The 26,979-nt window shown below is 47.0% G+C and carries 30 protein-coding genes; 6 read left to right on the top strand and 24 right to left on the bottom strand.

Annotated features, from left to right (window positions below):
- Both ACQKD4_RS04620 and ACQKD4_RS04615 read right to left on the bottom strand, forming a co-directional pair.
- The gene (locus ACQKD4_RS04620; RefSeq protein WP_427372586.1) at positions 1-1,644 is read right to left on the bottom strand and encodes a methyl-accepting chemotaxis protein; all 1,644 of its coding nucleotides are present in this window, start codon (positions 1,642-1,644) and stop codon (positions 1-3) included.
- A complete protein-coding gene (locus tag ACQKD4_RS04615; RefSeq protein ID WP_427372585.1) occupies positions 1,641-2,612 on the bottom strand; it encodes a BMP family lipoprotein in 972 nt (323 codons plus the stop codon). Before ACQKD4_RS04615 ends, ACQKD4_RS04620 begins: the two co-directional genes overlap by 4 nt.
- Before the next feature lie 205 nt (positions 2,613-2,817).
- Here ACQKD4_RS04615 and ACQKD4_RS04610 point away from each other — a divergent pair, with 205 nt between their 5' ends.
- Complete coding sequence (locus ACQKD4_RS04610) at positions 2,818-3,087, top strand: hypothetical protein (protein WP_427372584.1); 270 nt, start codon at positions 2,818-2,820, stop codon at positions 3,085-3,087.
- 52 nt (positions 3,088-3,139) lie between these two features.
- Here the strand turns inward: ACQKD4_RS04610 and ACQKD4_RS04605 are convergent, their stop codons facing one another.
- Genes ACQKD4_RS04605 through ACQKD4_RS04595 form a run of 3 tightly spaced genes read right to left on the bottom strand, consistent with a single transcriptional unit; the run spans position 3,140 to position 5,592 of the window.
- Entirely contained in the window at positions 3,140-4,660 is a 1,521-nt protein-coding gene (locus ACQKD4_RS04605) for a flotillin family protein (RefSeq protein ID WP_214693180.1), read from the bottom strand.
- Positions 4,661-4,663: 3 nt separating this feature from the next.
- The gene (locus tag ACQKD4_RS04600; RefSeq protein ID WP_074033399.1) at positions 4,664-5,185 is read right to left on the bottom strand and encodes an NfeD family protein; all 522 of its coding nucleotides are present in this window, start codon (positions 5,183-5,185) and stop codon (positions 4,664-4,666) included.
- A complete protein-coding gene (locus tag ACQKD4_RS04595) occupies positions 5,185-5,592 on the bottom strand; it encodes a hypothetical protein (RefSeq protein WP_427372583.1) in 408 nt (135 codons plus the stop codon). The genes ACQKD4_RS04600 and ACQKD4_RS04595 overlap by 1 nt, the downstream gene beginning before the upstream one ends.
- Positions 5,593-5,705: 113 nt before the next feature.
- On the opposite strand from ACQKD4_RS04595, the gene rnhC reads away from it, so the two are divergent.
- The 3 genes from rnhC to ACQKD4_RS04580 all read left to right on the top strand — a co-directional run bounded on the left by rnhC (position 5,706) and on the right by ACQKD4_RS04580 (position 8,828).
- The gene (gene rnhC, locus ACQKD4_RS04590; RefSeq protein ID WP_427372582.1) at positions 5,706-6,620 is read left to right on the top strand and encodes a ribonuclease HIII; all 915 of its coding nucleotides are present in this window, start codon (positions 5,706-5,708) and stop codon (positions 6,618-6,620) included.
- Positions 6,621-6,691: 71 nt separating this feature from the next.
- Entirely contained in the window at positions 6,692-7,504 is an 813-nt protein-coding gene (locus ACQKD4_RS04585) for an alpha/beta fold hydrolase (RefSeq protein ID WP_214693189.1), read from the top strand.
- Between the two features lie 301 nt (positions 7,505-7,805).
- Positions 7,806-8,828: a PTS transporter subunit IIC gene (locus tag ACQKD4_RS04580; RefSeq protein WP_427372581.1), complete on the top strand. Its 1,023-nt coding sequence runs from the start codon at positions 7,806-7,808 to the stop codon at positions 8,826-8,828.
- A gap of 40 nt (positions 8,829-8,868) precedes the next feature.
- Here ACQKD4_RS04580 and pheT read toward each other — a convergent pair whose 3' ends face one another.
- The 9 genes from pheT to infC all read right to left on the bottom strand — a co-directional run bounded on the left by pheT (position 8,869) and on the right by infC (position 16,419).
- On the bottom strand, positions 8,869-11,244 hold the full coding sequence (pheT, locus tag ACQKD4_RS04575; RefSeq protein ID WP_427372580.1) for a phenylalanine--tRNA ligase subunit beta: 2,376 nt from the start codon (positions 11,242-11,244) through the stop codon (positions 8,869-8,871).
- Positions 11,245-11,256: 12 nt separating this feature from the next.
- On the bottom strand, positions 11,257-12,279 hold the full coding sequence (gene pheS / locus ACQKD4_RS04570; protein ID WP_224861524.1) for a phenylalanine--tRNA ligase subunit alpha: 1,023 nt from the start codon (positions 12,277-12,279) through the stop codon (positions 11,257-11,259).
- A gap of 302 nt (positions 12,280-12,581) precedes the next feature.
- Entirely contained in the window at positions 12,582-13,328 is a 747-nt protein-coding gene (locus ACQKD4_RS04565) for a TrmH family RNA methyltransferase (RefSeq protein WP_074033405.1), read from the bottom strand.
- A gap of 1 nt (position 13,329) precedes the next feature.
- Positions 13,330-14,409, bottom strand: a complete 1,080-nt coding sequence (locus tag ACQKD4_RS04560) for a M42 family metallopeptidase (RefSeq protein WP_427372579.1) — start codon at positions 14,407-14,409, stop codon at positions 13,330-13,332.
- A gap of 19 nt (positions 14,410-14,428) precedes the next feature.
- Complete coding sequence (locus ACQKD4_RS04555; RefSeq protein ID WP_074033407.1) at positions 14,429-14,911, bottom strand: dUTP diphosphatase; 483 nt, start codon at positions 14,909-14,911, stop codon at positions 14,429-14,431.
- Positions 14,912-14,935: 24 nt separating this feature from the next.
- Complete coding sequence (locus ACQKD4_RS04550) at positions 14,936-15,190, bottom strand: hypothetical protein (RefSeq protein WP_214693206.1); 255 nt, start codon at positions 15,188-15,190, stop codon at positions 14,936-14,938.
- 86 nt (positions 15,191-15,276) lie between these two features.
- Positions 15,277-15,636, bottom strand: a complete 360-nt coding sequence (gene rplT / locus ACQKD4_RS04545; protein ID WP_012726696.1) for a 50S ribosomal protein L20 — start codon at positions 15,634-15,636, stop codon at positions 15,277-15,279.
- A 27-nt stretch (positions 15,637-15,663) separates the two neighbouring features.
- Positions 15,664-15,858 carry a 50S ribosomal protein L35 gene (rpmI, locus tag ACQKD4_RS04540; RefSeq protein ID WP_012726697.1) on the bottom strand — a complete coding sequence of 65 codons (195 nt, stop codon included), beginning with the start codon at positions 15,856-15,858 and terminating at the stop codon, positions 15,664-15,666.
- Between the two features lie 30 nt (positions 15,859-15,888).
- Positions 15,889-16,419: a translation initiation factor IF-3 gene (gene infC, locus ACQKD4_RS04535; RefSeq protein ID WP_074033409.1), complete on the bottom strand. Its 531-nt coding sequence runs from the start codon at positions 16,417-16,419 to the stop codon at positions 15,889-15,891.
- 341 nt (positions 16,420-16,760) lie between these two features.
- On the opposite strand from infC, the gene ACQKD4_RS04530 reads away from it, so the two are divergent.
- Positions 16,761-16,970, top strand: coding sequence for a hypothetical protein (locus ACQKD4_RS04530; RefSeq protein ID WP_012726699.1), 210 nt, complete (start codon positions 16,761-16,763; stop codon positions 16,968-16,970).
- An 81-nt stretch (positions 16,971-17,051) separates the two neighbouring features.
- Here ACQKD4_RS04530 and ACQKD4_RS04525 read toward each other — a convergent pair whose 3' ends face one another.
- The 9 genes from ACQKD4_RS04525 to ACQKD4_RS04485 form a co-directional block, all read right to left on the bottom strand.
- Positions 17,052-17,465: a DUF2231 domain-containing protein gene (locus tag ACQKD4_RS04525; RefSeq protein WP_224861526.1), complete on the bottom strand. Its 414-nt coding sequence runs from the start codon at positions 17,463-17,465 to the stop codon at positions 17,052-17,054.
- A 98-nt stretch (positions 17,466-17,563) separates the two neighbouring features.
- Entirely contained in the window at positions 17,564-18,436 is an 873-nt protein-coding gene (locus ACQKD4_RS04520; protein WP_224861528.1) for a DUF1002 domain-containing protein, read from the bottom strand.
- Positions 18,437-18,540: 104 nt separating this feature from the next.
- Complete coding sequence (gene thrS, locus ACQKD4_RS04515; protein ID WP_214782220.1) at positions 18,541-20,484, bottom strand: threonine--tRNA ligase; 1,944 nt, start codon at positions 20,482-20,484, stop codon at positions 18,541-18,543.
- A gap of 299 nt (positions 20,485-20,783) precedes the next feature.
- Entirely contained in the window at positions 20,784-21,698 is a 915-nt protein-coding gene (dnaI, locus tag ACQKD4_RS04510) for a primosomal protein DnaI (protein ID WP_214693213.1), read from the bottom strand.
- 4 nt (positions 21,699-21,702) lie between these two features.
- On the bottom strand, positions 21,703-23,055 hold the full coding sequence (locus tag ACQKD4_RS04505; RefSeq protein WP_427372578.1) for a DnaD domain protein: 1,353 nt from the start codon (positions 23,053-23,055) through the stop codon (positions 21,703-21,705).
- Positions 23,056-23,095: 40 nt separating this feature from the next.
- Positions 23,096-23,563 carry a transcriptional regulator NrdR gene (nrdR, locus tag ACQKD4_RS04500; protein ID WP_012726705.1) on the bottom strand — a complete coding sequence of 156 codons (468 nt, stop codon included), beginning with the start codon at positions 23,561-23,563 and terminating at the stop codon, positions 23,096-23,098.
- Between the two features lie 12 nt (positions 23,564-23,575).
- The gene (locus ACQKD4_RS04495) at positions 23,576-23,947 is read right to left on the bottom strand and encodes a hypothetical protein (RefSeq protein ID WP_274663954.1); all 372 of its coding nucleotides are present in this window, start codon (positions 23,945-23,947) and stop codon (positions 23,576-23,578) included.
- A gap of 112 nt (positions 23,948-24,059) precedes the next feature.
- Positions 24,060-24,446 (bottom strand): adenosylmethionine decarboxylase, encoded by a 387-nt coding sequence (speD, locus tag ACQKD4_RS04490; RefSeq protein WP_026825618.1) that lies wholly within the window; start codon positions 24,444-24,446, stop codon positions 24,060-24,062.
- Between the two features lie 232 nt (positions 24,447-24,678).
- Entirely contained in the window at positions 24,679-25,710 is a 1,032-nt protein-coding gene (locus ACQKD4_RS04485) for a glyceraldehyde-3-phosphate dehydrogenase (RefSeq protein WP_427372577.1), read from the bottom strand.
- Positions 25,711-25,867: 157 nt separating this feature from the next.
- On the opposite strand from ACQKD4_RS04485, the gene ACQKD4_RS04480 reads away from it, so the two are divergent.
- Positions 25,868-26,350: a site-2 protease family protein gene (locus ACQKD4_RS04480; protein WP_214782214.1), complete on the top strand. Its 483-nt coding sequence runs from the start codon at positions 25,868-25,870 to the stop codon at positions 26,348-26,350.
- 23 nt (positions 26,351-26,373) lie between these two features.
- On the opposite strand, the gene coaE is transcribed toward ACQKD4_RS04480, so the two are convergent.
- A complete protein-coding gene (gene coaE, locus ACQKD4_RS04475) occupies positions 26,374-26,979 on the bottom strand; it encodes a dephospho-CoA kinase (RefSeq protein ID WP_214693225.1) in 606 nt (201 codons plus the stop codon).

Below are 26,979 nucleotides of genomic sequence, written 5' to 3'. Positions count from 1 at the left end.
TTACTCTTCCTCGAAATGCTGGACTTGGTCAGCGAGTGCCGCAGCCTGTCCTTCTAGTTCTTGCATCAACGTAAAGATTTGATCAAAGCTTGCTTGTTGTTCTTTCATCGAGGCCGCCACTTCTTCATTTCCAGCTGCCAATTCTTCTGTCACGCCCGATACTTCCTCGACACGACGCAACACGTTGTTCACTTCACTACTAGATGTGCGCATTTCTTGCTCAATTGTATGGACGAACGAGGCGACATGGTCTGTACGTTCATGGATGCGGTTGAACGCTTCCTTCGTCAAACCGAATGCTTCAAGCTGTGCTTCTTGTTCGCGTTTTGATTCGTTCACCGTTTCTGTCAATCGTACGACTTCTTGTTGAATCGTCTCCACGACATGGAAAATCGAGCGGGTTGCCTTATTGCTCTCTTCGGCCAACTTTTTAACCTCGCTCGCCACGACCGCGAACCCACGTCCTGCTTCACCTGCACGAGCCGCTTCAATCGCTGCGTTCAAGGCAAGTAAATTCGTCTGAGCCGCCACGTCTTCCACGAGCTTCGCCATCGATTCGATCTCCGCCGTTTGTCTAGCAAAATGTTCCATTCTCGTGACAAGGACTTCATTTCTTTCGCTCGAGCGATCAAGGATGTGTTCCTGATCCGTCAACGTCTCAATCCCGGCTGCCACTTCTCGTGTCATCTCAGTCGTTTCTTCTGTCGTCTGTTTCGTTTGATTCAAGCTCGTCTCGAACGACGTTGCCATCGTATGGACCGAGCTGAGCGTCTCTTGCAATTCATTAGCGATGGACTGCGCGCCATGTGCCATTTCATCCACTGCGTTCGTGATGTTTGACGTCGTGCTGACAACCGCTTCATTTTCAGCTGCTGCCGTTTCCGTCATCCCATTCACTTTCATCGATGTCACACGAATCGAACCGATGACCGTTTGCAGAGATGCCGTCATCTCGCGCATTGCGCGTTCTAGTCGTCCGATTTCATCATTGCGAGTCGATTCTGGCAATGTGACAAGACGTCCTGAAGCGATGGCTTCTGCGACTTTCACGTTGCGCTCGAGCGGGCGTGTGATGGAACGCGCGAAGAAGAAGTTGTAAATGCCGAGCGCTAGGACGACGAGAATCGTCAACAAGATTGAGATGAATAATAAACGCTCTGTTTCATTTGCCGCCTCTACTTGAAGCGCCTCGTAGAATGAACCGTTCTTTGCAATCAGTGTGTTGATATCATTTAACAATCCTTCGAGCTTAGCAGCTTGAATCCGAGCTCCAATCCCACCTTCTAATGCAGACTCGACGTCCTCGTTCACCTGCTCATACTTCATCGTGGCACGATCTAGATGATTCGAAAACTCTGGAATCAAGTAAGACTGTTTTAATTCATCGAACGTTTCCGTGTTCAATACACGGATGCGCTCAAGTTGAACGAGTGTAGACTGATTCGACTGTTCGCCAAGCGACGTCCAGAGCGACTGTTCTTGTAAGAGTGACGTCTCGAGCTGAGACAATTCAATCATTTGACTCCCATACTGTTCATTGTAAGTCTGCAGACGGTTCAAGGTCGACAAGACATAACTCATCATGAGAACGATCAAGACGACGGTGAACACCGTTGAGAAGATAAACCGTTTACGTAAACTCATTTTAGTGTCCCCTCTTTCAGTTGACGTTCGACCGATTCATACTGAGTCGTCTCTTGCTCTTCCCACTGAATGCGACGAAGCGGCGCTAGACCGACGCCACCTTCTTCAATCCCGAGGATGACATGATCATTGAACGGCTGCTTTGTCACACGACCTGCGATTTCAACGATCGCCAAATCGACTTGTTTCAACATCGAAGTCACGACCGCATCAGGTGCAATCATCGATTGATCGCTATCGACTCCGATTGCCTTAATCCCATACTTTTCAGCAGTCTCCAATACCCCGACTCCTGTCAGGCCCGCCGCTGCATAGAGGACGTCTGCACCCTCTTTGATTTGTTTCTCCGCTAGTTCGCGTCCAAGCTCGGGTGAGGCGAAGTCGTTCGAAAAATCAACGAGCATCTCGATATCCTCGTTTACGGATTTCGCTCCGCGCTCAAATCCTGCCTCGAACTTCTGAATGAGTTCAATATCCATCCCGCCGATGAAACCGATTTTATCCGTCTCTGTCTCAAGACCGGCTACCGCACCCGCGAGCGCACTGCCTTCTCCTTCTTCAAATGTGACATTTAAAACGTTCGGTAAGGCTGACACGCCATCGATGAGGGCAAATTGTTGATCCGGATGTTCTGCCGCTACCGTCTCAAGATCTTCCTGACAGGCAAAACCGAGACCGACGATCACATCGTGCCCCTCTTTGACCAACTCTTCAAACCCTGCCTGATATGTTTCTGTCTCGGATAACTCACGATAGTCGACGAACCATTCGCCCGTCTCACGTAACTCCCCCATGCCACGCATCGCCGCATCACTGAACGATTGGTCCCCGAGACCAACATCCGATAGGACGACGCCCATCGTCTGACGTTCTTCAACAGCGGCAGTCGGGTCATCGATGACCGACTGACAACCAGACAACCACAGTGAACAAGCTGTGATTGTACTGATGATTATGCTTTTCTTCATGTATTCCATACTCCCTCTCTCTATTGGTCTGACAACTCTTTTATCGACAGAGAAGACACGGTTCTCCATCATTATTTTTAAAAGTTGTGGGAATAAAATATCGGGATATCTGAGAACGTCAGATGTTTCAAAAGGGAATTTTTTCTAATTGTTGAATACACATATGAATGACTTTGATGACAAATCCGAAGGGAAGATGAAGGAAATGATAGAAAAGATCATTCGACATAGTTGGAACGTCATATCAGGATTATTTGTTCTCTTATTGTCACTTTGGTTGAGCGGTCCTGGTATAGCAGAGACAGATACCCCACAATATCGTTGGTATTTCATGCTTTGGTTTGTACTATGGACGGTCGGTTTTGTTTTACAGTTCAAACCGCGAACGAAATGGTTTGGTCTATTCATCACGTTCGTGCCGACATTGTATTATTTTATTTCCGTCCTAAAAGCATTTGAAGTCATTTCATACTAGTCAATCATGTACAAAAATCAGAGCCATAGACGATGTCTATGGCTCGTGTCGTTTATTCTTTTGATGCAGCGACCGTCGTATCCGCTAACTCTCGCTCCGGTGCAGGCGCCTTCGCGACGTTCCCTTTACCGGCAAAGTTCTCGAGCAAGTCTTTCATATCGATACCCGAAGAGGCTTTCAACGTTTGTTGCAATGAAGCCATAAGGTCCGTTGCATATCCCGTCACTTTCCCTGCTCCACCGTTTTGACCACCGCCTGTGTCGACGACCGTGATTTGATCGATGTTGCCAAGTGGTGCCGCAATTTCCTTCGCATAATCCGGAAGCATTTTGACGACCATATCGAGAATCGCTGCCTGCCCATATTGAGCGAACGCCTCGGCGATTTTCTCTTTCGCTTCCGCTTCCGCGAGACCCGTCAAGCGGATGATTTCAGCTTCCGCTTCACCTTTCGCACGTTCAGAATCGGCTTCAGCAAGACCAGCCAAACGAACTCGTTCCGCATCCGCTTTCGCTTGTGCTTCGATGCGATATTTCTCGGCATCTGCGCTTGCGATTTGACGTGCTTTATCCGCAGCGGCCGATTGTTCGATCGAGTAACGGTCCGCATCGGCTTTTTTCTTCACTTCTGAATCATACTGTTTCTCACGACGCATGATTTCTTTCTCTTCGAGCTCGATTTGCTTTTGACGCTCGATGATTTGAACTTGCATTTGTTGTTCTGTAACTTCTTGTTTCGCACGTGCTTCCTCGAGCTCGTACGCTTGGTCAGCCCGGGCTTTGGCAACGTCTTGCTCGCGACGGTATGCCGCAATCCGGAGCTGATTCTCTTTCTCTGCTTCTGCGATTTCTGATGCTCGTTCTAACTCTGCTTTTTTCGCATCTTTCATCGCTTCCGCCTGTTTGATGCGCGTTTCTTTATCCGCTTCCGCTGTGGCGATATCGGCATCACGCTTCACTTGCGCGATACGAGGTTTACCGAGTGATTCTAAATAACCATTTTTATCTCGAACATCTTTGATCGTGAAGGAGACGATGACAAGTCCCATCTTCGCTAAGTCTTGAGAGGCGACGCGTTGGACTTCTTGAGAAAACTTGTCTCGGTTTTTGTAAATTTCTTCAACCGTCATCGAACCAAGAATAGATCGCAAATGACCCTCTAATACTTCTTTTGCCTCGTTTTCTCGTTCAACTTTTGGTTTTCCGAGGAACTGTTCTGCGGCTGTCGCAATTTCACTGATGGACCCGCCGATTTTAATGATGGCCGTTCCGTCCGCCATGACCGGTACACCTTGTTCGGTATACACTTCAGGCGTTGTGACCTCTAGCTTGCTAGAGAGTAAACTGAGTGGTTCTGCTTGTTGGAACACTGGGAGGACGAACGTTCCTCCACCACGAATGATTTTGACACGGTTACCCGAGGTGTCGCTATGTACATTTTTCTTGCCTAAATAACTACCTGTTACAATCAACGCTTCGTCAGGTCCGACCGTGCGGTATTTCAAAACGAATACAAACACGAGTGCGAGGATGATGACCCCGACGATGATGCTGACTAAAATAGCCGTATTCATAAGTTATTTCTCCTCTCGAATCGTAGGTTCGTCATATGTCATGACGATGGCGATATTACTTTTCACTTCAATAATAATGACGCGATGGTCAGTGGAAATCGATGTCCCATCTAAACTTTGAGCTGTCTTCAAAAGGGACCCGGTCACTGTCTCAATCATGACTTCACCGTATCCGCCTTCTGGGATCGGTACTGTTAACCGTCCGACTTGTCCTACCAACGCTTCATCTGTCAATCCGATTGACTCTTCAGCATTGGATAATGGTAACAACACGAACAAATAGAGAAGTGTTGTCAGAGCGAGCGACCCGACCAATGCGACAGCAAGTCCAATCACCGGTGACACGTGCGCCAATGCGTTTAAAATGAGTCCGATTCCAGCACCGAGTGCTAAAAACGATAAAATAACTGCAGGGTTAAACCAGCCTTCAAACATGTCAAATGCATCAGAGAACATCATATAGATGAAGGTTCCAAAACCAGCGATGATCAACACCCACCAGTACAGTTGATCGATTGCCTCCATTACCACCCCTCCTCCTGTCGACGTTGCTGTTCCATAAATAACATACGTCGAAGTTGCTCGACTTCAAGGGCGAGCTGATCTTCAATCTTATCCCATTCGGATAGGGACGACGTGGATAGATCGTTCGCTTCCCGAACTCGACCAATCGATTGTTCAATGCGCCGTCGATTATATACATCGACGAGTTCTTGACGTTCGAGTCGCATCCTGTTTAAAAAATATTCAACTTCTTTTTGAACCTGAACCACTTGATTCGTCACGTCCTCAGAAGAATCTTGCATCAGCAGCCGACGCACTCTCACTTGATGAGCCACTAACTTTGCAATTCTCGCTTCGAGTTCGAGAATGTGCTTGTACAATTCCTCTACCTCATCTTGATTCGTGTCATCGCGCCACCACACGTCCATCTCACCTCACTTTACTCTAATCACTTTCATATACGATAAAACCTCATCATCGGTTTCAAAAAATCATAAAAAAATGTAAAATGAATTTGCCAGACAGAAAGGAAGTGCTCATTTTGGGCAACCAAGTCATCAAGCTATCAACAGCTGATCAAGAAAAACTCAAAAACATGTATCACAAGTATGCAGTCACCCCGCCTCCTTACGCGACTTTCAGTGCAAAAACCCCTGGATTTGTCGTCACGATTTATCAATCGGGTAAAGTGATGTTCCAAGGTAAAAATGCAGATTCCGAGGCAGTGAAATGGGGAACCCCTGCCAAGAAAAAACAAGCGTCTCCACCGAAGACGACATTACCTGAAGGCTTTTCGAATTGGTCTGTCATCGGGAGCGATGAAGTCGGAAAAGGGGATTATTTCGGACCACTCGTCGTCGTGTCCGCTTTTGTATCACGTGACCAGATCGCACTCGTCAAAGAGCTCGGTGTCAAAGACTCAAAACAACTATCTGATCCTGAAATCATCCGAATCGCTAGAGATTTACACGCAACCATTCCATATCAAAAGGCGACACTACACAACCCGACGTATAATAAGATGCAACGCACGATGACACAAGGCAAAATGACCGCCATCGCACATAACGCTGCACTTCATGCCTTGCTTGAAAAACTGGAACAGAAACCTGACGCCATCCTGATCGATCAGTTTGCCGAAAAGTCGGTCTACTATCAACATCTACGGGCAGAGCGAGATGTCGTCCGTGATGACGTCTACTTTTCAACAAAAGCGGAAGGACTACACGTCGCAGTCGCCGCTGCTTCCATCTTAGCCCGCGCCTTTTTCTTAAAAGAGATGGATAAACTAAGTAAACAAGCAGGATTGACCCTTCCGAAAGGGGCAGGGGCAAAAGTCGACCAAGTGGCCGCTCAGATCATCCAACGTCATGGACAGGAATATTTACAAAAGATTGCTAAAGTCCATTTTGCCAACACAAAAAAAGCAATAAACTTAAACGAACGTCGTCTGTAGAGGTTCGATTTCAAATATGATATACTCATTTTATGGTTAAATGAACTTAAAATTTTTGGAGGATAGCGTTCATGTTGCATTATAAAACCTACACAATCAGCGATGACCATCCTTGGGTCGTCTTCATTCACGGAGCTGGTGGAAGTTTGTCACATTGGTATCGTCAACTTCGCCCATTCCGTAAGAAATATAATGTGTTGCTCGTCGATTTACGTGGACATGGTGGTTCATACGATGCTGAACAATCGCTTAAACAACCGTTGAACGCCTATACGTTCGATGTCGTCGCGAAAGATGTCATTGAGGTCATGGATCACTTAGGCATCGAAAAAGGTCATATGGTCGGACTTTCTTTAGGTACGATTGTGATTCAGGCGATGTTTGAACATTATCCGGACCGGATCGCATCGGTCGTCCTTGGAGGCGCCATCGTCAAGTTCAACGTTCGTTCGACGCTTCTCATTCGACTCGGTAGCCTTGTTCAAAATTTCGTTCCCTATATGTGGTTATACAAATTGTTCGCATGGATCTTATTGCCGAAAAAACGGCATAAAAAATCACGGATGATGTTTGTTCGTGACGCTGCGAACTTGTGTCAACGCGAATTTATACGCTGGTTTAAGATGACCGAGAACATCAATCCATTACTAAATCAAATCACTTCGATTCAAACGAACGTCCCGATTTTATATATCATGGGCGATGAAGATTATATGTTCCTTGAAGCTGTGGAACGGACCGCAAAACACCAACCAACTGCCAATGTTGAAATCGTTGCAGACTCTGGTCACGTCGTGAATGTGGATCAACCCGAGCAATTCAATTCGTTGTCGATGAAATTCATCGACGATCAAATTCAAGCACGCTCTCTACAAATGAGCTGATTCAGGATGCCACCATACATCCTGAATTTTTTTCAGTTTATTTTCAGAAAATATTGATTATTACAAAAATAGATGGTATTCTTTAGCAAATCCAACAAAGAGGAGATGCTTGAGATGTTCAAACCCGTACATATGAACAGCCTGCTGATTATTATTCGACTGAGGGACTGAAATCGTTTTGTTTTTGAAAAACGACTTTTCAGGCCCTTGTTCCCGTGGTAATCGGACAGGCGCCTGCACATGTAACCCGCGCCTATCCTAATTGGATAGGTTTTTTTATTGGCACATAGACAAAGAGGAGATGATGGAAGTGAAGCAGTATATGATGGATCGAATGGTAAAAATTTCAGCAGGGATGGCAAACGCCGTACTCGTCACGCTCGGTGTTGGTCTATTGATTGAGACGATTGGTAATTTGACCGGGATCGCGATGCTCGTTCAAATCGGGCAAGTTGCGAAATCCTTGTTGGCACCAGCACTGGGAGCCGGTGTTGCCTTTCAACTCGGTGGGAACACGCTCATCTTGTTTAGCGCAATGATTGCCGCAACGATTGGTGGTGCTGCTTTAAAAGCGACCGAAAGTGGGCTCGTCCTCGTTCCAGGTCAACCGATTAGTGCATTGATTGCAGCCGCAGCAGCAGTATGGCTCGGCAAACGCGTTCTCGGAAAAACAAAGTTCGACATGATGGTCGTACCCGTAACAGCCGTTCTCGGAGGTGGAATCGTCGGTGTTGCCGCAGCGGCAGTCACGACTCCTCTCATCAACTCCATTAGTCAAGGAATCACAGCGTCCGTTGAAACGTCACCAATCGCGACATCTCTCGTCATCGCCCTTGTCTTCAGTGTCATGCTCATGTCACCTGCTTCATCGGCCGCACTCGCCATCGCTCTTCAATTAGACCCTGTCGCCAGTGCTGCCGCATTGATTGGTTGTTCTGCTCAATTTGTCGGATTTACATTAATGGCGTATCGTCAAACCGATCCAGGTGGTTTGGTCGCTTCCTTCTTTGTCACGCCGAAAGTTCAGTTCCCGAACATCATCAAAAATCCGCGAATCGTCGTTCCACCATTCATTGCAGCGATGATCTCAGCACCGATTGCCACGTTACTATTCTCACTACAAGTGCCGTATGAAATCGCCGGTCTCGGACTTAACTCTCTCATTGCCCCGCTTCAAATTTTAGCGGTACAAGGAATGGATGCGTTTCTCATCTTCACGATGACAGGTGTCGTTCTTCCTGCACTCATTACCTGGGCACTTTATCGTGTCACGAGCCTCGTCGGTTGGACGAAGTTCGGTGACCTTGCCCTTGAAATCCAATGAAATAAGGAGCGCTGTCCAAATCGGACAACGCTCCTTATTTTTACGCTCGTACTTCAGCGCCGTGTGCTACACGGACCGCTTCGACGATTGTTTCATATGCTGCTGTTACTTCTTCATCTTGTAACGTTCGTGACGGGTCTTGGAACTTGAGTGAGAAGGCAATCGACTTCTCTTCTGGTCCAATATTCTCCCCTGTATATACGTCAAACAAGACGAGGTCGATCAAGAGTGGACCTGCCGCTTCACGAATTGTTTGCTCCACTGTGCCAGCCGGAATCGAACGTGGCAAGACGAGTGCCAAATCTCGTGAAATCGATGGATAACGTGGCACGTCTTGATACAGAAGCATCTCTTCCCCATTAAGTGCCAATAGGTCGAGTTCAAACACATACACTTCTTTCATCCCGTAGACTTCTTTTGACGTTCCTGGATGCACTTGTCCAACATAACCGATGACGTCACCGTTCATCAAAATGTTCGCCGTACGACCTGGATGCATATCCGGCATCGATACCGCTTCATACGTGACATCAAGACGAAGTGTTTGAACCAACGTGTCGACAATCCCTTTCGCAACAAAGTAGTCGACCGGAATCCGAGTGCCTTGTGAACGATGATCCATCCAAAGACCTGTGACAACTCCCGCCACCCGTTCTTTTTCACGTGGTAACGTATCTCCTTGCTCCGTATAGACACGCCCTGTTTCGTAGAGTGCGACGTTTGACTGTTGACGCGCCGTGTTGTAACGTGCCGCCTCTAACAGTCCAGGGATGAGTGATGTGCGAAGTACAGAACGCTCTTCACTCATTGGCATCGCTAGACGGACGAGTTGATCGGCTTGACCACCAAAACGTGTCGCATGTGCCTCACTCGTTAATGAATAGGTGATCGCTTGTGATAATCCGACACCTTGTAACATGCGGCGTGTTTTTCTGCGCAACACGTTGATTGCTGGTAGATAGCCTTTCGACTGAGATGCAGGTAACGTCGACGGGAGGCTGTCATATCCGTATAGACGAGCAACTTCTTCCGTGATGTCAGCTGGCAGCTCTAAGTCCGGACGACGAGAAGGGATATGGACACTCAATACATCATCGCCTTCTGTAGCTAGACCGAGACGTTCTAGAATACGTTCAATCGTTTGACGATCAAGTGTCATTCCTAGACGTTTATTAATGTAATCGACCGAGACTTCGATTTGACGAGCGCGTGACTCTTTTTCACCAGAAACAGTCGCTTCCCGAATCTCGCCTCCACCGAGCTCCACAATCAATCGAGCAGCACGGTCGAGCGCAAGCATGACACGTTCCGGGTCCACACCTTTTTCAAAACGAGCGCTTGAGTCAGAACGAAGACCGAGCGTACGGCTCGTCTTACGAACTGAAGCCGGATCAAAGTATGCTGATTCTAAGACGATATCTGTCGTAGAGGCGTCCACTTCTGTGTTCGCACCACCCATGACACCTGCGATTGCTACCGGTGTCTGACCATCTGTGATGACCATCATTGAAGCGTCGAGCGTACGTGTCACATCATCTAGCGTAACCATTTCTTCTCCGTTCTCAGCCTGGCGGACCACAATCGATTGACCGAGTTTTTTCGCATCGAATGCATGGAGCGGTTGACCGATTTCAAGCATCACGTAGTTCGTCACATCAACAATGTTATTGATTGGGCGAACGCCCTCTGCAATCAAGATGTTTTTAAGCCATTGTGGAGATTCTGCGATTGTGACTCCTCGTACTTCACGCGCCGCATAGTACGGGCAGTTCGGTGTAGCGAGTTCAATCGACACTTCAGACGTAGAAGAGGAAGTGACCTCTGCTTCTGGCAACGTGTACGGACGTTCTAGAATTGCCGCCACTTCATGAATGATTCCATAAAGGCTCAAACAGTCCGAACGGTTCGGTGTCAGGCCAAGCTCGATGACCTCATCGTTCAAGTCGAGTAAGTCGAGTACGTCCGCTCCAACTTGGACATCTTCACGGAACGTGTGAATTCCGTCTTGCTCATCTTCTCGAATTTGCTTCTTCTCGAATCCGAGTTCCTCGAGCGAACAGATCATTCCTTGAGATTCGACACCGCGAAGTTTTGCTTTTTTAATCTTTAGTCCTGGTAAACGTGCGCCAACTTTCGCCACGATGACGTGTTGACCTTCGCGTACGTTCGGTGCGCCACAGACGATTTGAACGGGATCACATTCGCCGATGTCTACTTTTGTCACGTTCAATTTATCCGCTTCTGGATGCTTCTCACATGAAAGGACACGACCGACGACAATCCCAGAAAGTCCTTCTGCACGGTTTGTGACACTTTCCACTTCAATCCCGTTTTTTGTGATCAAGTCGCCAAGTGCTTCTCCGCTCAAATCTGACACATCAATATATTGATTCAACCATTTTTTTGATAGTAACATCTGTCTTCCTCCTTAGAATTGCTCGATGAAGCGTAAGTCGTTTGTGTAGAAGTGGCGGATGTCATCGACACCGTGTTTGAGCATCGCCATACGCTCAACACCGATTCCGAATGCGAATCCTGACACTTTTGACGAGTCATAGCCTGCCATCTCTAACACATGTGGATGTACCATCCCGCCTCCGAGAATTTCAATCCAGCCGGTTCCCTTACAGACGTTACAACCTTTTCCTCCACACTTGAAGCACGAAATATCAACTTCAACGGATGGCTCCGTGAATGGGAAGAAGCTTGGGCGAAGACGAATTTCACGTGCCTCACCAAATAATTGCTTCACGAACACTTCAAGCGTTCCTTTTAAGTCTGCCATCGAAATCGACTCATCGACGACTAACCCTTCGATTTGCATGAATTGATGCGAGTGCGTCGCGTCATCTTCATCACGACGATATACTTTTCCTGGGCAAATGATGCGAATCGGTTTCCCGTTCGCCTCTAGCATCGTCCGTGCTTGTACCGGTGACGTATGTGTACGGAGCAACGTCTCCTCGGTAATATAGAACGAGTCTTGCATATCACGTGCTGGGTGGTCTTTTGGCAAGTTGAGCATCTCAAAGTTGTACAAGTCCGTTTCGACTTCAGGACCTTCTGCGATCGTGTATCCAAGTCCGACGAATAAATCTTCCATCTCGTCGATGATCTGTTGCAAGAGATGACTGTGCCCTGGAGCCGATGTACGTCCCGGGAGCGTCACGTCAAGCGTTTCCGCTTTTAACTTCTCTTCTAGCTCGATTGCCTTCACTTCTTCGATTCGAGCATCGAGCGTCGTTTGAATCGACGTGCGGACCGTATTCGCCAATTCACCAATGACTGGACGTTCCTCCGCGGATAACTTACCCATCCCACGAAGTACCTCGGTCATCGGACCTTTTTTCCCTAAATATTTGATGCGGACGTCATTTAATGATTTTTGTGTGGATGCCTGTTTGATTTCTTCAAGTGCTTCCATTTGTAACTGTTCTAATTGCTCTTTCATATGTTCACTTCCTCCTCTACATAAAAAAGTCCCTTCAGTCGTTGACTGAAGGGACGAATCATCGCGGTACCACCCTACTTGGCCAATAGTTGGCCCACTTGAGAGCATCGTTATCGAGATGCCAAACCGGTGTTGTCTCCAACACGACTCCAGAGTGAATTCAGCGACGATTCCGGCTTAGGCTCTCAGTCACGGCCTATGCTCCCTGAACGGAATCGGTCATTCGCTTACTATGTTCTTTCAACGTCATATCATATTCATCGATGTGTTTAACCTATCACGTTTTTCACGTGCTGACAAGATTATTGTAAAGCGATCCGATACATTAAAATACCGGCAGCGACCGCCGCATTGAGCGATTCTGCCTCACCGAGTACTGGAATATGGACACGTGTGTCGCACAGTGCCAACACATCGGCATGTACACCTTGTGCTTCATTTCCGATGACCAAGGCTACTTTGTCTTCAAATGCTACCTGCTCATACGATGTCGCTTTCGAAAGGGCTGTTCCATACACATGGAAACCATCTTCTTTCAGTTCAGGTAGTTTTTCAAGCAAGTCAACCGAAGTCACGTTCACGTGAAACAGGGAACCTTGAGTCGCACGAACGACTTTGGCATTGAACGGATCGACCGTCCCTTTCCCGAGGAGCACCGTATCAAATCCGGCTGCATCTGCCGTCCGAATCATCGTACCTAGGTTACCTGGGTCCTGTACTCGGTCTAACACGAGAACTTTCTTCATCTTACGCTCTACCGGCGTCATCTTCACGACAGCAAACACACCTTGTGTCTTTTCTGTCTCAGATAACAGGTCAGCGACATGATCAGATAACTCGAGCACCGGCATGTCCTCGATGCGCCACGTCTTTTTCGGTACGTACGACTCTGCCATGATAAGTTGTACGAGACGACCTGCTCGGATTGCCTCATCCACCAAATGCTCTCCCTCTACAAGGAATTGCCCGGTTTCTTGGCGTCCTTTTTTCGTCATCAATCGTTTTAATCGTTTAATCGTCTCGCTCTTCGTAGACGTTATCTTCGTCATATTATCCCTCTTTCAACCATTGGACCGTCTCGTGGTCTAAGCGTTTCGTTAATGCGACAACGAGTTCAACCGCTGCTTCGTAGTCGTCTTTATGGATGATTGACACGTTCGTGTGTAAATAACGAACAGGTACTGTCAACGCAATCGCCGGCATTCCAATCCCAGACAAATGGAATCGTCCTGCGTCTGTTCCGCCACCTGGTGTCAAATCAAGCTGATATTTGATGTCGTTTTCTTTTGCTACCTCAACAATGAGGTCGACGAGACGTGGATTCGTCACAGTCGTTGCATCAAAGAAGATGACTTGAACGCCATCACCAAGTTTTGACAACCCTTCTGCTGGTGTCATTCCGGGCGTATCACTTGGAATTCCTGTATCGACAGCAATCGCCACATCTGGTCGAACCAAGTTAGCTGCTGTGACCGCTCCACGTAAACCAACTTCTTCTTGTACCGTCGCACCTGTATAGATGACACCTGGGAATGTTTCTTCCTTCAGGCGTTTTGCAGCTTCAATGGCAATGGCACAACCGATTCGGTTATCCCAAGCTTTCGCCATCAAGAAGTTCTCATTTTTCATGACCGTGAATTCACAATGCGGGACGACCGTATCACCCGGACGAATTCCCCATTCGGCGACTTCGTCTTTTGATGTCGCTCCGATATCTAAGAACATATCTTTGATTTCAACCGGTTTTTTACGTGCTTCAAGGGGAAGGACATGTGGTGGTTTCGCACCAATCACGCCCGGGATTTTTTCACCAGAACGCGTCACGACATCCATCCGTTGTGCCAATAGGACTTGGTTCCACCATCCACCAAGCGCTTGGAAACGTAGGAACCCACTTTCTTCCACACGCGTGACCATGAAACCGACTTCATCCATGTGGCCTGCAATCATGACACGAGGACCCTCTTCATTTCCAGTCACTCGACCAAATAAACTTCCGAGACCGTCTTGTTCAAATGATTCGACATGTGGTTCAAGGTATTCACGCATTAACTGACGGACTTCCCCTTCATTTCCCGGGACGCCAGTTGCGTCTGTCAGACGTTTTAACATATGTAACGATTCATTCATACCAATCCGCTCCTTTTCTTTAATAGCCTAATTGTTGTCGCTCATGGTTCACTTCATTTTTGTTCATATACGCCATGAAAATGAGTTGTTCATTGAACCCGAGCGTATAGCCAAGTTCAAGATACGCTGCCATCAGCGTCTCGTACATCGCTTCTGTTTTCGAAAGACCAAAGTTCGTCACTTTTCGATAAATATCTAAAAAAGCATCAGTCGCATCAAGATATGAGCTCCCCGCAGGAAACGCGTCTCGTTCATATCCAAGTGCAAGGCCGAGTGACAGTAAGAAATGAATGCCGTCTACATATTCTTCTAAGATCACATCTTGAGGCGACGGTCCTTTCTTCGACCAAAACTTAAAGCTACGTGTTTCGTTAGCCAGTTCACCGAGTTCGACAAGCAGCGCCAGTAACCGTTCATCGAATTGATTGCCGGATAATCCATGTTGTGCTTTGATCCGCTCGTCTAATTCGCGCTGCCGATCAAACAATGTTGTCCAGTTCACCGGATGTTCCTCCTCTATCTCCACTTATAGCAGTACTAAAATCATTAAAGACCAGCCTACCGCTAAAATCAATACTTGTAATTGGAGCAGTTTTGGGGCATGAACGGTCTTTTTGCGCGTCAAATGGAGACCGAACAAGGCACCGATGGCTCCTCCTGCATAGGCGTATAGCACGTTGAAATCACCTTGGCCATGCGTATAACGTTTTGCCTGGATATAGGTATATACGTTCAAGACGATCAGCGCAAGGGCAACGATGGCGACAACTGATTGATTCATACGCTTTCCTCCTTCTCTTAATTCTAAGAAATTCTGAAGAAAAAAGAAAGCGCCGAGAGAATGTCTCGGCGCTGTCGATTGAACGATTACGCGTTCAATTTTGATTTAGCTGTTTCAGCGAGTGACGCGAATGCCTGTGCATCTGTCACAGCAAGCTCAGCAAGCATCTTACGGTTGATGTCGATTCCTGCAAGCTTGAGGCCGTGCATCATACGGCTGTATGAGAGACCGTTTGTACGTGCTGCCGCATTGATACGTGTGATCCAAAGACGACGGAAATCACGTTTCTTCTGACGACGGTCACGGTAAGCGTACATGAGTGACTTCATGACCTGTTGTTTTGCTACTTTAAATAGAATGTGTTTCGAACCAAAGTATCCTTTGGCAAGTTTAATTTGCTTTTTACGACGTTGACGAGTCGTATAACCGCCTTTTACGCGTGGCATATGGATTCCCTCCTAATTGTTTCTGTATTACTTCGCGATCATGTTGCGAATGCGTTTGAAGTCTCCAGCTGATACGATAGCGCCTTTACGGAGCTTACGTTTCGCTTTAGTCGATTTGTTTGCGAACAAGTGACTTGTGTAAGCGTGTGAACGCTTGAGTTTACCTGATGCTGTACGTTTGAAACGTTTCGAAGCACCGCGGTGCGATTTCATTTTCGGCATGAGTATTTCCTCCCCACTGAGAATCGATGATTAATCTTCTTTGTTCGGAGCCAGCACTAAGAACATGCTGCGTCCTTCCATCTTCGGCTTTTGTTCAACTGTTGCCAAATCGGCACATTCCGCTGCCATTTTGTCCAAAACACGTTTCCCGATTTCCGAGTGTGTGATGGCACGTCCGCGGAAACGAATCGAAGCCTTCACTTTGTTTCCTTTTTCAAGGAACTTGCGTGCGTTACGCAATTTTGTTTGGAAATCGTTGTCCTCGATTGTTGGACTGAGACGTACTTCTTTCATTTGGATGACTTTTTGGTTTTTACGCGCTTCTTTCTCCTTTTTCTGGAGTTCGAAACGGTACTTCCCATAATCCATAATTTTAGCGACCGGTGGATTCGCTTTGTCCGCGACCAAGACTAAGTCTAGTTCTGCTTCTTCAGCTAAACGTAACGCATCGTTACGCGATTTCACACCGAGTTGTGCGCCGTCTGCGCCAATGAGACGTACTTCACGGGCACGAATGTTTTCGTTGATAAAGAGCTCTTTGCTAATGGTTAGCACCTCCATCGTGCGATTGCACGAGATTTAGATTGACAAGACAACATGGCAATAAAAAAAGCGTCGGCAGTTTCCCACCCACACATCAGTTGAGGTCATAAAACGGCAGACGATGCCGATTGAACCAAGAACTTGATGGACCTGCCTGATGACTCTCAGACGAGGTGAAAAGCGGGTGCTTCTGCTTTGTTGTTTTTAATCACTATGTCATCTTAGCACTAGCAGGAAAAGATGTCAAGATATCGCGCATGAATAATTGGTAGCTCACACTTTTATGATGATACCAGTCATTCTCTCGTTTCGCAATACCTTTTCAAAGGGAATAATGAAATAACAAAGGAGGGATTTACATGAACTGGCGAAAAGACGTCTCGCGCGAACATGACTATCACGACCAGGTTCAGCAGATCGTCAGTAAAACGATGCAGGCGCATGGCTTAGAAGATGAAAAGTTACAGGCAGTATTAACGGACTTATTAGAAGAGATGAATCGTATCACATTAAAGATTGTCGATGATCACGAGTCAGCTCAAAACTATATTCATAAACGATGGTATTGAAGTGTAAAAAAACCTGTCCTGCTTATGTACCATATAAAAACGTCCAGTTCCAAATCTATGGAATTGGACGTTTATTCATGTTTACTGTGCGTAAATCATCTGTCCACCGAGATGCCCGGCGTATGCAAGAAGTCCCGCTCCCACGAGTGCAATCACAAAACTAAGCGTGATCCATAGCTTCCCTTTCGCACGATATCCAATGGCAAGCAAGACAACAGTGATGCCAAACGCGATCAAGCTGTACAAGGCAAAATGTTCATGGTTTTCAATCATCGCCTCTGTGACCGAAGGAAGGTTTGCTTCCGCATACTCCTCGGCACTGTCACCCGATAGAAATGCCACTCCGCCCGATATTAATCCAGCAACGAGCGTGACGAGTGCAAACAGTCGAAAACTTGTCCATTTGAAGCTAATCAAAATCAAAAGCGTCCCAAACAGTAGAAGACCAATCGGAGCATGCACGAGCAATGGATGTAGCGGAACACCACCGAGCATAACGATTCCTCCCTAAGATTAAAATAATGGATGAAAGTTATTTACCCCGTTAGACGATTTTTTTACCCAGTTTTCCTTCTTTTCACAATGACACACATTTAATTCGTGAGCGACTTGAAGAAGTTGCTAATTGCTTCAAATAGTCTCGCAAAGAATCCTTGGACTTCCTCTTGTTCAAGAAAAGCCTGTACGTCCTGACCTGCATCTTTTAATCCGTTACTGATTGCAGACCAATCTAGATTCGCTTGTTGCATGTTTTCAAATAATGTCGTCAATTGGTCGAGTTGTCCTTCAGACAGCTGGACGTTATTTTGATTCAACACTTGAATGACAATGTCGCGAATCTCAATATTCGTCTCAGGCATTTGATTCGCGATTTCCGCTTTGATTTCGTTCATGAGACCTGCAACATCCTCTTGACCAACTGTCTTTCCGATTTCAGACGTCACTGCCAACTCTTCCTGCGCAAGTTCTTTTCGTTCATCCGACAGTTCAATCCCGGTTTCGGCCGCCGTTTGATCATACGCCTTCATGATCCCTGTCAAAGCGGACGTACCCGTCACGTTGATTGGCGACGTGATATAAATGTCCGCATCCGTCACACCTGCCGTGACCAATGCGTTCGCATACATATCTTTCGTGACCCACGTCACATTTTCAGTTTGAATATCAAGACCTGTCCCGTCCGTCAATTTGATTCGTGCGGACGAATACATACCTCCCCCACGTTGCGCCTGTGGGACAGAATCTCCTAAATATTTTTCTTCATCCGCTGCCGTCGTGATAATCGGTTCGATTCCTTCTGGCGCGTCCATCCGTTCAAGTACCCATTTTTGTTGTTCTGAAGAGAGCGACTCCCCGAGCGTCACAATCGTGTCATTGACGATTGCCTCTGCCCCGACTTTCGGAAGTGCTCCTGTAAATGCGACTGCTCCAATAGTAAGTGCCAATACTGGCTTCATATAATTCATGAATCATCACTCCTTATTGTTTACGATACGTGCAGACGACGAATTACACATCCGTCTTTAGACCGAAAAAAACCACCTTTCTCGATGGAAAGGTGGCTCCTTGCTTAGCGTGAACGGTTCGCAATCTCTTCTGTGAGGGATGCGATGAATTCGTCAAGTGATGCTGATACTTGTTCTTGTTGACCGTAACGGCGAATGTTGACCGCGCGCTCATCACGTTCCTTGTCCCCAAGTACGAGCGTCATCGGAATCTTCTTCATTTGCGCTTCACGAATCTTATAGCCAAGTTTCTCGTCACGGAGGTCCGTTTCGACGCGGACACCACGCTTGACGAGTTCCGCTTTGACTTCAGCGACATACTCATCATGGACATGTGATACCGGAATCAATTTCACTTGTACCGGTGCGAGCCATGTTGGGAATGCGCCTTTGTATTCTTCGATCAAATACGCAACAAATCGTTCCATCGTCGAGACGACACCACGGTGCAAGACGATTGGACGATGGTCTTTTCCGTCCGGCCCTGTGTACGTCAAATCGAAACGTTCTGGGAGTAAGAAGTCAAGTTGAACAGTCGAGAGCGTCTCTTCTTTCCCGAGCGCCGTACGTACTTGCACGTCGAGTTTCGGTCCGTAGAATGCCGCCTCTCCTTCTGCTTCAAAGTATGGAAGTTCGAGCTCGTCCATCGTTTCTTTCAACTGGCTCTGTGCCATTTCCCAAATCGCATCATTATCGAAGTACTTCTCTTTATCGGCAGGATCGCGATACGAGAGACGGAAACGATAATCTTTGATGCCAAAGTCAGCATACACTTCTTGAATCAAGTGAACGATGTCTTTGAACTCTTGTTTCATCTGTTCAGGTGTCACGAACGTATGCCCGTCGTTCAAGACCATGTAGCGGACACGTTGAAGTCCTGTGAGCGCGCCTGACATCTCATAGCGGTGCATCCCACCAAGCTCAGCGATCCGGAGTGGAAGCTCACGGTATGAGCGTGGCTCATGTTTATAGATTGTCATGTGGTGCGGACAGTTCATCGGACGAAGGACGAGTTCCTCATTGTCCATCTCCATTTTCGGGAACATGTCATCTTGATAGTGGTCCCAGTGTCCAGATGTCTTGTACAAGTCGACCGACCCAAGCACCGGTGTATAGACGTGTTGGTATCCGAGTTCGAGCTCTTTGTCGACGATATAGCGTTCGACCGTACGACGAATCGATGCACCTTTTGGCAGCCACATCGGAAGTCCTTGACCGACTTCTTGTGAGACGAAGAAGAGGTCGAGTTCTTTTCCGAGTTTACGATGATCGCGTTCTTTTGCTTCTTCAAGAAGTCGCAAGTGCTCAGCGAGTTGTTCTTTCGTCGCCCAAGCCGTCCCGTAAATACGCTGTAACATCTTGTTGTCAGAGTCGCCACGCCAGTATGCTCCAGCCACGCTCATCAATTTAAAGATTTTCAACTTCGAAGTCGATGGGACGTGTGGTCCTCGGCAAAGGTCGAAGAATTCCCCTTGATGATAGATTGTAAGTGTCTGATCGGCAGGAATGTCTTCAATCAACTCGATCTTGAGCGGGTCTCCCAACTCTTTATAACGAGCGAGCGCTTCGTCACGTGAAACGACTTCACGAGTGATTTCTAAGTTTTCATCGACGATGCGTTTCATCATTTTCTCAATCTCAGGAAGATCTTCCTCATTGATTCGGCGATCCATTTCGATGTCGTAATAGAATCCGTTCTCGATCGTCGGTCCAATCCCGAGATAGATGTTGTTCTCTTCTCCATACAAACGCTTGATTGCCTGTGCCATCAAGTGCGCTGACGAGTGACGCATCAGGTCGAGACCGTCCTCTGAATCTGGCATGACGAGCTCGATTTTGCCGTCCTGTTCAATCGGACGACGGTAGTCGATGAGTTCTCCGTCTAGTTTTGCTGCGATTGCTTTTTTGCGAAGTCCCGGGCTGATTGAGCCTGCGACGTCTTCTGCCGTGACGCCGGCATCAAATTCTTTTACCGCGCCATCTGGAAATGTCAATTGAATCATGTACATCTGTCCCCTCTCAAAAAATGAATATAAAAAAAGCCCATCCCTCAAAAAGGGACGAGCTTTGATTCTCGTGGTACCACCCTCGTTCCCAAGCATCACGCTTGGCTCGAACACACGATAACGAGTGTGAATCGCCGCACGATTGACCCGTACGGTGCTCTGAGGGAGTAAATGCATCGTCGTCGTTAGGAAGCTTCCACCGCCCTTCCCTCGCTAAAACTCGTCTCGATGATTCATATCCTCTTCTATGCATCACTTATATGGTTATTAGTATAGTCAACTCATCCGAGAAAAACAATCCTTTACCGACGTCGATTTTCACCCTTCAGTTCGATTTGTGTCGTCGTCGTTGAAATTCGTTGCATGAGACGCTGTGCCTTCATTTTATTTTGCGCGGACCCATCGATTGAAAAGTGAGTCTCAAGCTCTTCTCCGCTAAAGTTCGAACTATATAACGTCGGCAATCGATGCATCATCCGATATTGGAGAATGATGCCGAACAGTTCGTCGCGCACCCACGGGCTGATCGCCTCAGCACCAATGTCATCAATCAACAAGACAGGTACATGTTGAAACGAAGTTAAAAATGAATCAAACGATTCGGTGCGAATTTTGCGTTTTGCTTCCGAGACGAATCCAGGCGCATGAACTAAAATCGTTTCGATATCCGCCACTTTCAATTCATTGGCAATGGCGGCGAGTAGATACGTTTTCCCGACACCGAAACTCCCGTGTAAATAGAGTCCGTTTACTTTTTGTTTGGACTTCATCCCCGTTACGAAACGCATCGCTTCCCGAAGTGCGATCTTGCGTGCATCGTCCGCCCAGTCAAATGACTCAAAGCTCGCCTCACGAACTTCTTCCGGTAAGAACAAGCTCTTAAACTTACGGTCCATCTCTTTTTGGCGTCTAGCTTGTCGATGAGCTACCGTCTCTTCATAGCGAATGGCGATCTGTCCGAGATCGACATAGAGCACCGGTTGATGACCCGGGATGACGGCTTGTTCTTCCATGAACGTCTTCCCATCCATCTGCTCGGCATACTCACTCAGCTTCGTGAATCCAATTTCAATCGCTTTCTCTTCTAACTCAGGATGAGCGTTCAAAAAGGCGATTACTCCTGGATGATTGAGCGTTCGTCTGCGAATCGACTCATACGCTTCGCGGACTTCTTTTCGATTCATCAACTGCGATAACGACTGGTTGATTCGTTCCATCCCCTCACCCCTTCTCTTTCAATTCATTTAATAGTTTTACGAGCTCCGCGTCATCCGGAACGGAAGACTCCAATTCTTTCTTTCTCGCCTGATCATACGATCGCTGTTGTTTCGCTTCATCTTCGAGCCATTTCGGCATCTCGCCTTGTTGAGATTTCCGACGCGAACCGACAGTCGTCCGCTGTACATTTTCACGTTTTTGTTGCTTCTTCTCAATGAGCGCATCTTGTGACGCTTCTTGCTCCAACGCTTCTTTCGCGTTCGTATAACCTGCCGTCTTCCAACTCGTTGCGATACGAAGGACATAATTCTCGTTCAGACGAGTCTGTTTCTTCACTTCAATACAATAATAGAAGAGTGCGTTGATCACGCCCGGTGCGAGCCCGAGCGTATCGACGAGTTCGATAACCAACTGTTCATCACTTTTCGACAGCTGAGGCGTCTTCCGAAGTGTCGATACGTATTGATGGGGGTGGGCCGCTTCCATTACCGCTGGATCATGTAAGTCTCCCAGCTTGGTCTCTTCGAGCTCCACCGTCTTCTCTTTTCGATGCCGTGTCTGCTTTTTCTTCAACTGTAATACCATCTGACGGCATCCGTCCCGCTTCTCCTGCTCACTGAGCGGAAGATAGGCTTCGTGAACGAAATATTCTTTCAACATCTCCGCCATCGTCTCTTCGTCGAGTTGAGAGACATAGGCCAGTTTTGTGATGGTTTCGTCTAATTTCTTTGTGAAAAACCCGACTGGGAAATTCGTCAGTTTCTTCACAATATCCATATCGAACGAATAGTTGATTTCAATCTTCGCACGATCTGGTTTTTCGTAGTTCTTTTGCGTGAACGCTCGATGATTGACACCTTTGACATCAAACACTTCATTAAAGTCTTTCGTCACCTCGACGATTCCCGCTGGCAAAGGGTCGATTGTGAAACGCCCCTGAAGTTGTTTAAAGCGCACTTCCCCTACTTTATAGAAGAGAAAGCTCGATAACAGTCCATCGTTTAAAAACGTATGCGGCGCGAGCGGCACACGCAACTGATAGACGTATTGCGTCAATCGGGCATCTTTCGTTTTGTACGTCCGTACCAATCCGATGGCTTCGAGGCGAAATAGATTATCCGTCAATTCATTGATGGAGTACTCCAACATCTCACACAAGGCACTATGAGACATATAGTTCGATTTCATTTTGCCTGGTTTCAATTCACTCCACAGCGTCTGATACAGCGCGAGCGCTTTGACACCGATGACAGGCTGATATAAGTGGTAAAGGGACTGATACGATTCGCGGTCAACAAGACCTGTACTCATAATGAGCAGTTCGTCCGTCCCAAAGATTGTACGTTCTTTCTCCATAGCTCTCTCCCCTGAAAAAGGGCGACCAGCAGGCCGCCCTTTAGTTGGTCGAATTTTCTTGCTTCATTAAATCTTCAAGTTCTTTAAAGAACACAGTGATATCTTTGAATTGGCGATAAACAGATGCAAAGCGGACGTATGCGACTTCATCGACACGTGCGAGTTCATTCATCACCAACTCACCCACTTGCTCACTCGGAATTTCCGACTGCGCGAGGGCGCGAAGTTGTTGTTCGACTTTTGTCACGACCCCTTCAAGCTGTTCAAGCGTGACCGGTCGCTTTTCACACGCACGAATGATTCCACGGAGCACTTTTTCGCGACTGAATTCTTCACGGTTTCCATCTTTCTTCACAATGATGAGGGGTGTCTGTTCCACCGTCTCAAACGTTGTGAACCGATACCCACATTTTTCACATTCACGACGACGTCGAATCGAATAATGGTCTTGCACCGGTCGGGAATCGAGCACTCTCGTTCCATTGTGATCACATTTCGGACAACGCATGCTCAAGCCTCCTTATCGTTCGACAGATTTATTTCCGATAGCACGAAGCGGGAATTGTTGTGTGAGCGCCTCGTAATAGTGAGTAACGATTTGTGCGAGGTCTGTCCCGAGTCGCTGTTCGCGGTTCAATGTAAAATCGACTGCTGTACGACCTCCGTCTACTTGCACGATCGTAATGAGTCCGTCCCATCCTTCACCAATGAATGAGAGTTCGCCACGGTTCGAGTCGATTCGACGGACCGTCTGACCATTTGACTGAATCTGACTTTCTAACCATTGTAAGATTGCATTCGGAGATGCCGCATAGTAACGTGTCCGAAGCGATTCATTTTTATGTGTATCTTTCGTTTCAATATGTGTTTGTAACTTATCTAACAGTCCCATAATCCACCTCAACGCCTGAGTTATATACGTTAAGCATATCAAAATTAAGGCAACAACAAAACAATTAAAAGGGCTGACCGTCAAACGGCCAGCCTCAAAAGGTTCTTCAGAATTATTTAGTTAGTGCAACTTGTGCTTCTGGAACACGAATTGGTCCCATTCCACGTTCAAGTTTCACATCTTCACGTACTTTTGCATCCAATCCTTCGGCGATGTATTGCGATGCCGTAGCTGGATCGATTCGATCTCCACATGTGAACACGTCAACCGACGCGTAGCCATGCTCTGGGAAACTGTGAATCGTTAAGTGTGATTCTGAAATGATGACGACTCCACTCACACCGTGCGGCGCAAATTTGTGGAAAGCGACTTCGCGGACTTCAGCGCCCGAACGAAGAGCTGCATCGACGAACAAACGCTCGATGTAGTCGATATCATTTAATTTGTCGGGATTGCACTCCCAAAGTTCTGTAATAATGTGACGTCCCATAGTATCCATATTAGTGGATCCCCCTTTACATCAATGGTCTCAAAGTAGTTGATGATCACTCACTTTGTGCCTGAATCGCCCACAACCACGGGGGCAAGTTAGTCCTAAGAGGTCCTAACCCTTTAAGTTGCGTTTGTCAGACCAATTGAAGTTCACGAAACTGAGTGTAACGTGTTTGGGACGTCGTTACAAGACATTTGTTTAAAAAAATCAAAAATATTTTTTAGACCGTAATATTTTTTTAGGCGTGAGTTTCTTGTTGCCCGATTTGAAGGTAACTCGCCACCATGTCCAACAAGTCGACGACACGGCACGAATAGCCCCATTCATTGTCATACCATGCGAGAACTTTTACATGATTTCCGCCGAGTACCATCGTCGAATCCATATCGATAATTGACGAGCGATCGTCTCCGTTAAAATCAATCGATACGAGCGGTTCATGGGAGACACCTAACACGCCCGTCATCTCTCCAAACGCCGCACGTTCAAACGCTTCATTCACTTCATCGACGGTGACGTCACGATGAAGCTCGACGACTAAGTCGACGAGTGATACGTTCGGTGTCGGGACGCGGAGTGCCATTCCGTTTAATTTCCCTTGAAGCTCTGGCATGACAAGCCCGATCGCTTTAGCCGCTCCTGTCGAAGTCGGGATGATCGAACTGCCACAAGCACGCGCCCGGCGTAAGTCCTTATGCGGGTTATCAATGTTATTTTGGTCGTTCGTGTACGCATGAACAGTTGTCACTAAACCAGTTTCAATACCGAATGTCGAGTGTAACACCTTCACGACCGGTCCTAGACAGTTTGTCGTACACGATGCATTTGAAATGATGTGGTCTTCTTCCGGGCGATAGTCTCGATCGTTGACCCCCATCACAATCGTACGTACATCCCCTTTCCCTGGTGCAGTCAAAATTACTTTTTTTGCGCCTGCATCTAGATGAAGTTTCGCCCCGATATCCGAGTTAAACTTCCCTGTCGCCTCGACCACGATGTCGATGCCAAGGTCTGCCCACGGTAAACGTGATGGATCACGTTCTGAAATGAGTTCGATTCGCTTTCCATCGACTTCAAGCGCATCCCCTTGCGCTCGAACCGTCAATCCGAATGGACCGTGAATGGAATCATGTTTGATGAGATGAGCGAGCGTTTCCGCAGGATAACTCGCATTGATCGCCACGACTTCATGACGTCCCTCAAGCATCAATTTTCGGAATACCATTCTCCCGATTCGACCGAATCCGTTAATCGCAACTTTTGTCCCCATGCTAAATCCCCCTTTTTCTACATTACGGTTTCATTATAACGGATAGCTGTAAGCGTTTTCACTATGATTCGTCACATTTTTTTCATTTTTCTTTGTTTATTTTTTGAAAATGAGGGAAATTTCTTGTCGTGAAGCACAACAGAAAGGAGGCGTCACCATGTTTGATTGGGGAGATATCGATAAGTTCTTCATTTCGTTTTTCATCATCTTACCGATTGTGACGTTGATTCATGAGTTCGGACACTTCTTTTTCGCAAAGTTGTTTGGAGGCTCGCTCGACATGCAAATCGGCACAGGAAAAAAACTATTTAAAGTAGGACGTCTTCAAGTGAACCGCGTCTATTTTTATGATGCGTGGTGCCAGTTTACAGATTTAAAATGGAGCAACAAGGTCACCCGCACGCTTGTATATGGCGGTGGAGCCATTTTTAATCTGGCGAGTATCTTAATTGTCAATGCGTTTATTTTGAGACGAGAGATTGAACCGACGTTGTATACGTATCAGTTCGCCTACTTTTCGTTTTACTATATTTTCTTTTCACTGTATCCCATCTATTATTCGAACGGTCACCCAAGTGATGGACGTGCCATTTATGATACGTGGAAGAAAGGATCACCCGAATCCGATCCATTAAACTAACCAAACGAAAAGAAGGCGAATCATCATTCGCCTTCTTTTTCAATCGTCTTAAATTGTTCGACCAAACGGTCAATTTGCGGTGGTAAGTCACCGAGTGAACCGTTGTTATTGACGAGAAAATCGGCCTGATGCTTTTTCTCTTCAATCGGGATTTGAGAATGAATGCGAGCGAGTGCCTCTTCTTTCGTCAATCCATTCCGCTCCATGAGACGCATCAGTTGAATCTCTTCGCGACAATAGACGACGACAGAATAATCGACGAGGTCGAGCATTGTCCCCTCAAATAGGAGAGGAATATCAAAAATAACGACAGACTCGCCGGATGCTTCATAATCACGCATCTGTTCCTTCATCTCTTCACGAATCGCTGGATGCATCAGTTGATTGAGGTGTTGTCGTTTCGTCTCATCATGAAAGATTTCACGCCCTAGCGCGGGACGGTTTAAGACATCGCCGTCAAAACATTTTGGAAATGCCGCTTTTACACCCTCAATCGCCTTCCCTCCAGGTTCGACGACCGTCCTCGCAATCAAATCGGCATCGATGATCGGAATCCCCTTTTTCCGAAATAGTCGAGACACCGTGGACTTCCCGGTTGCAATCCCACCCGTCAATCCAATTTTCAACAT

This window comes from Exiguobacterium sp. NPDC077395 (assembly GCF_050269125.1).
Classification (GTDB): Bacteria; Bacillota; Bacilli; order Exiguobacteriales; family Exiguobacteriaceae; genus Exiguobacterium; species Exiguobacterium aestuarii_A.
The sequence above is the reverse complement of the archived record's forward strand: the minus strand, read 5'-3'. Positions and strand labels throughout refer to the sequence as shown.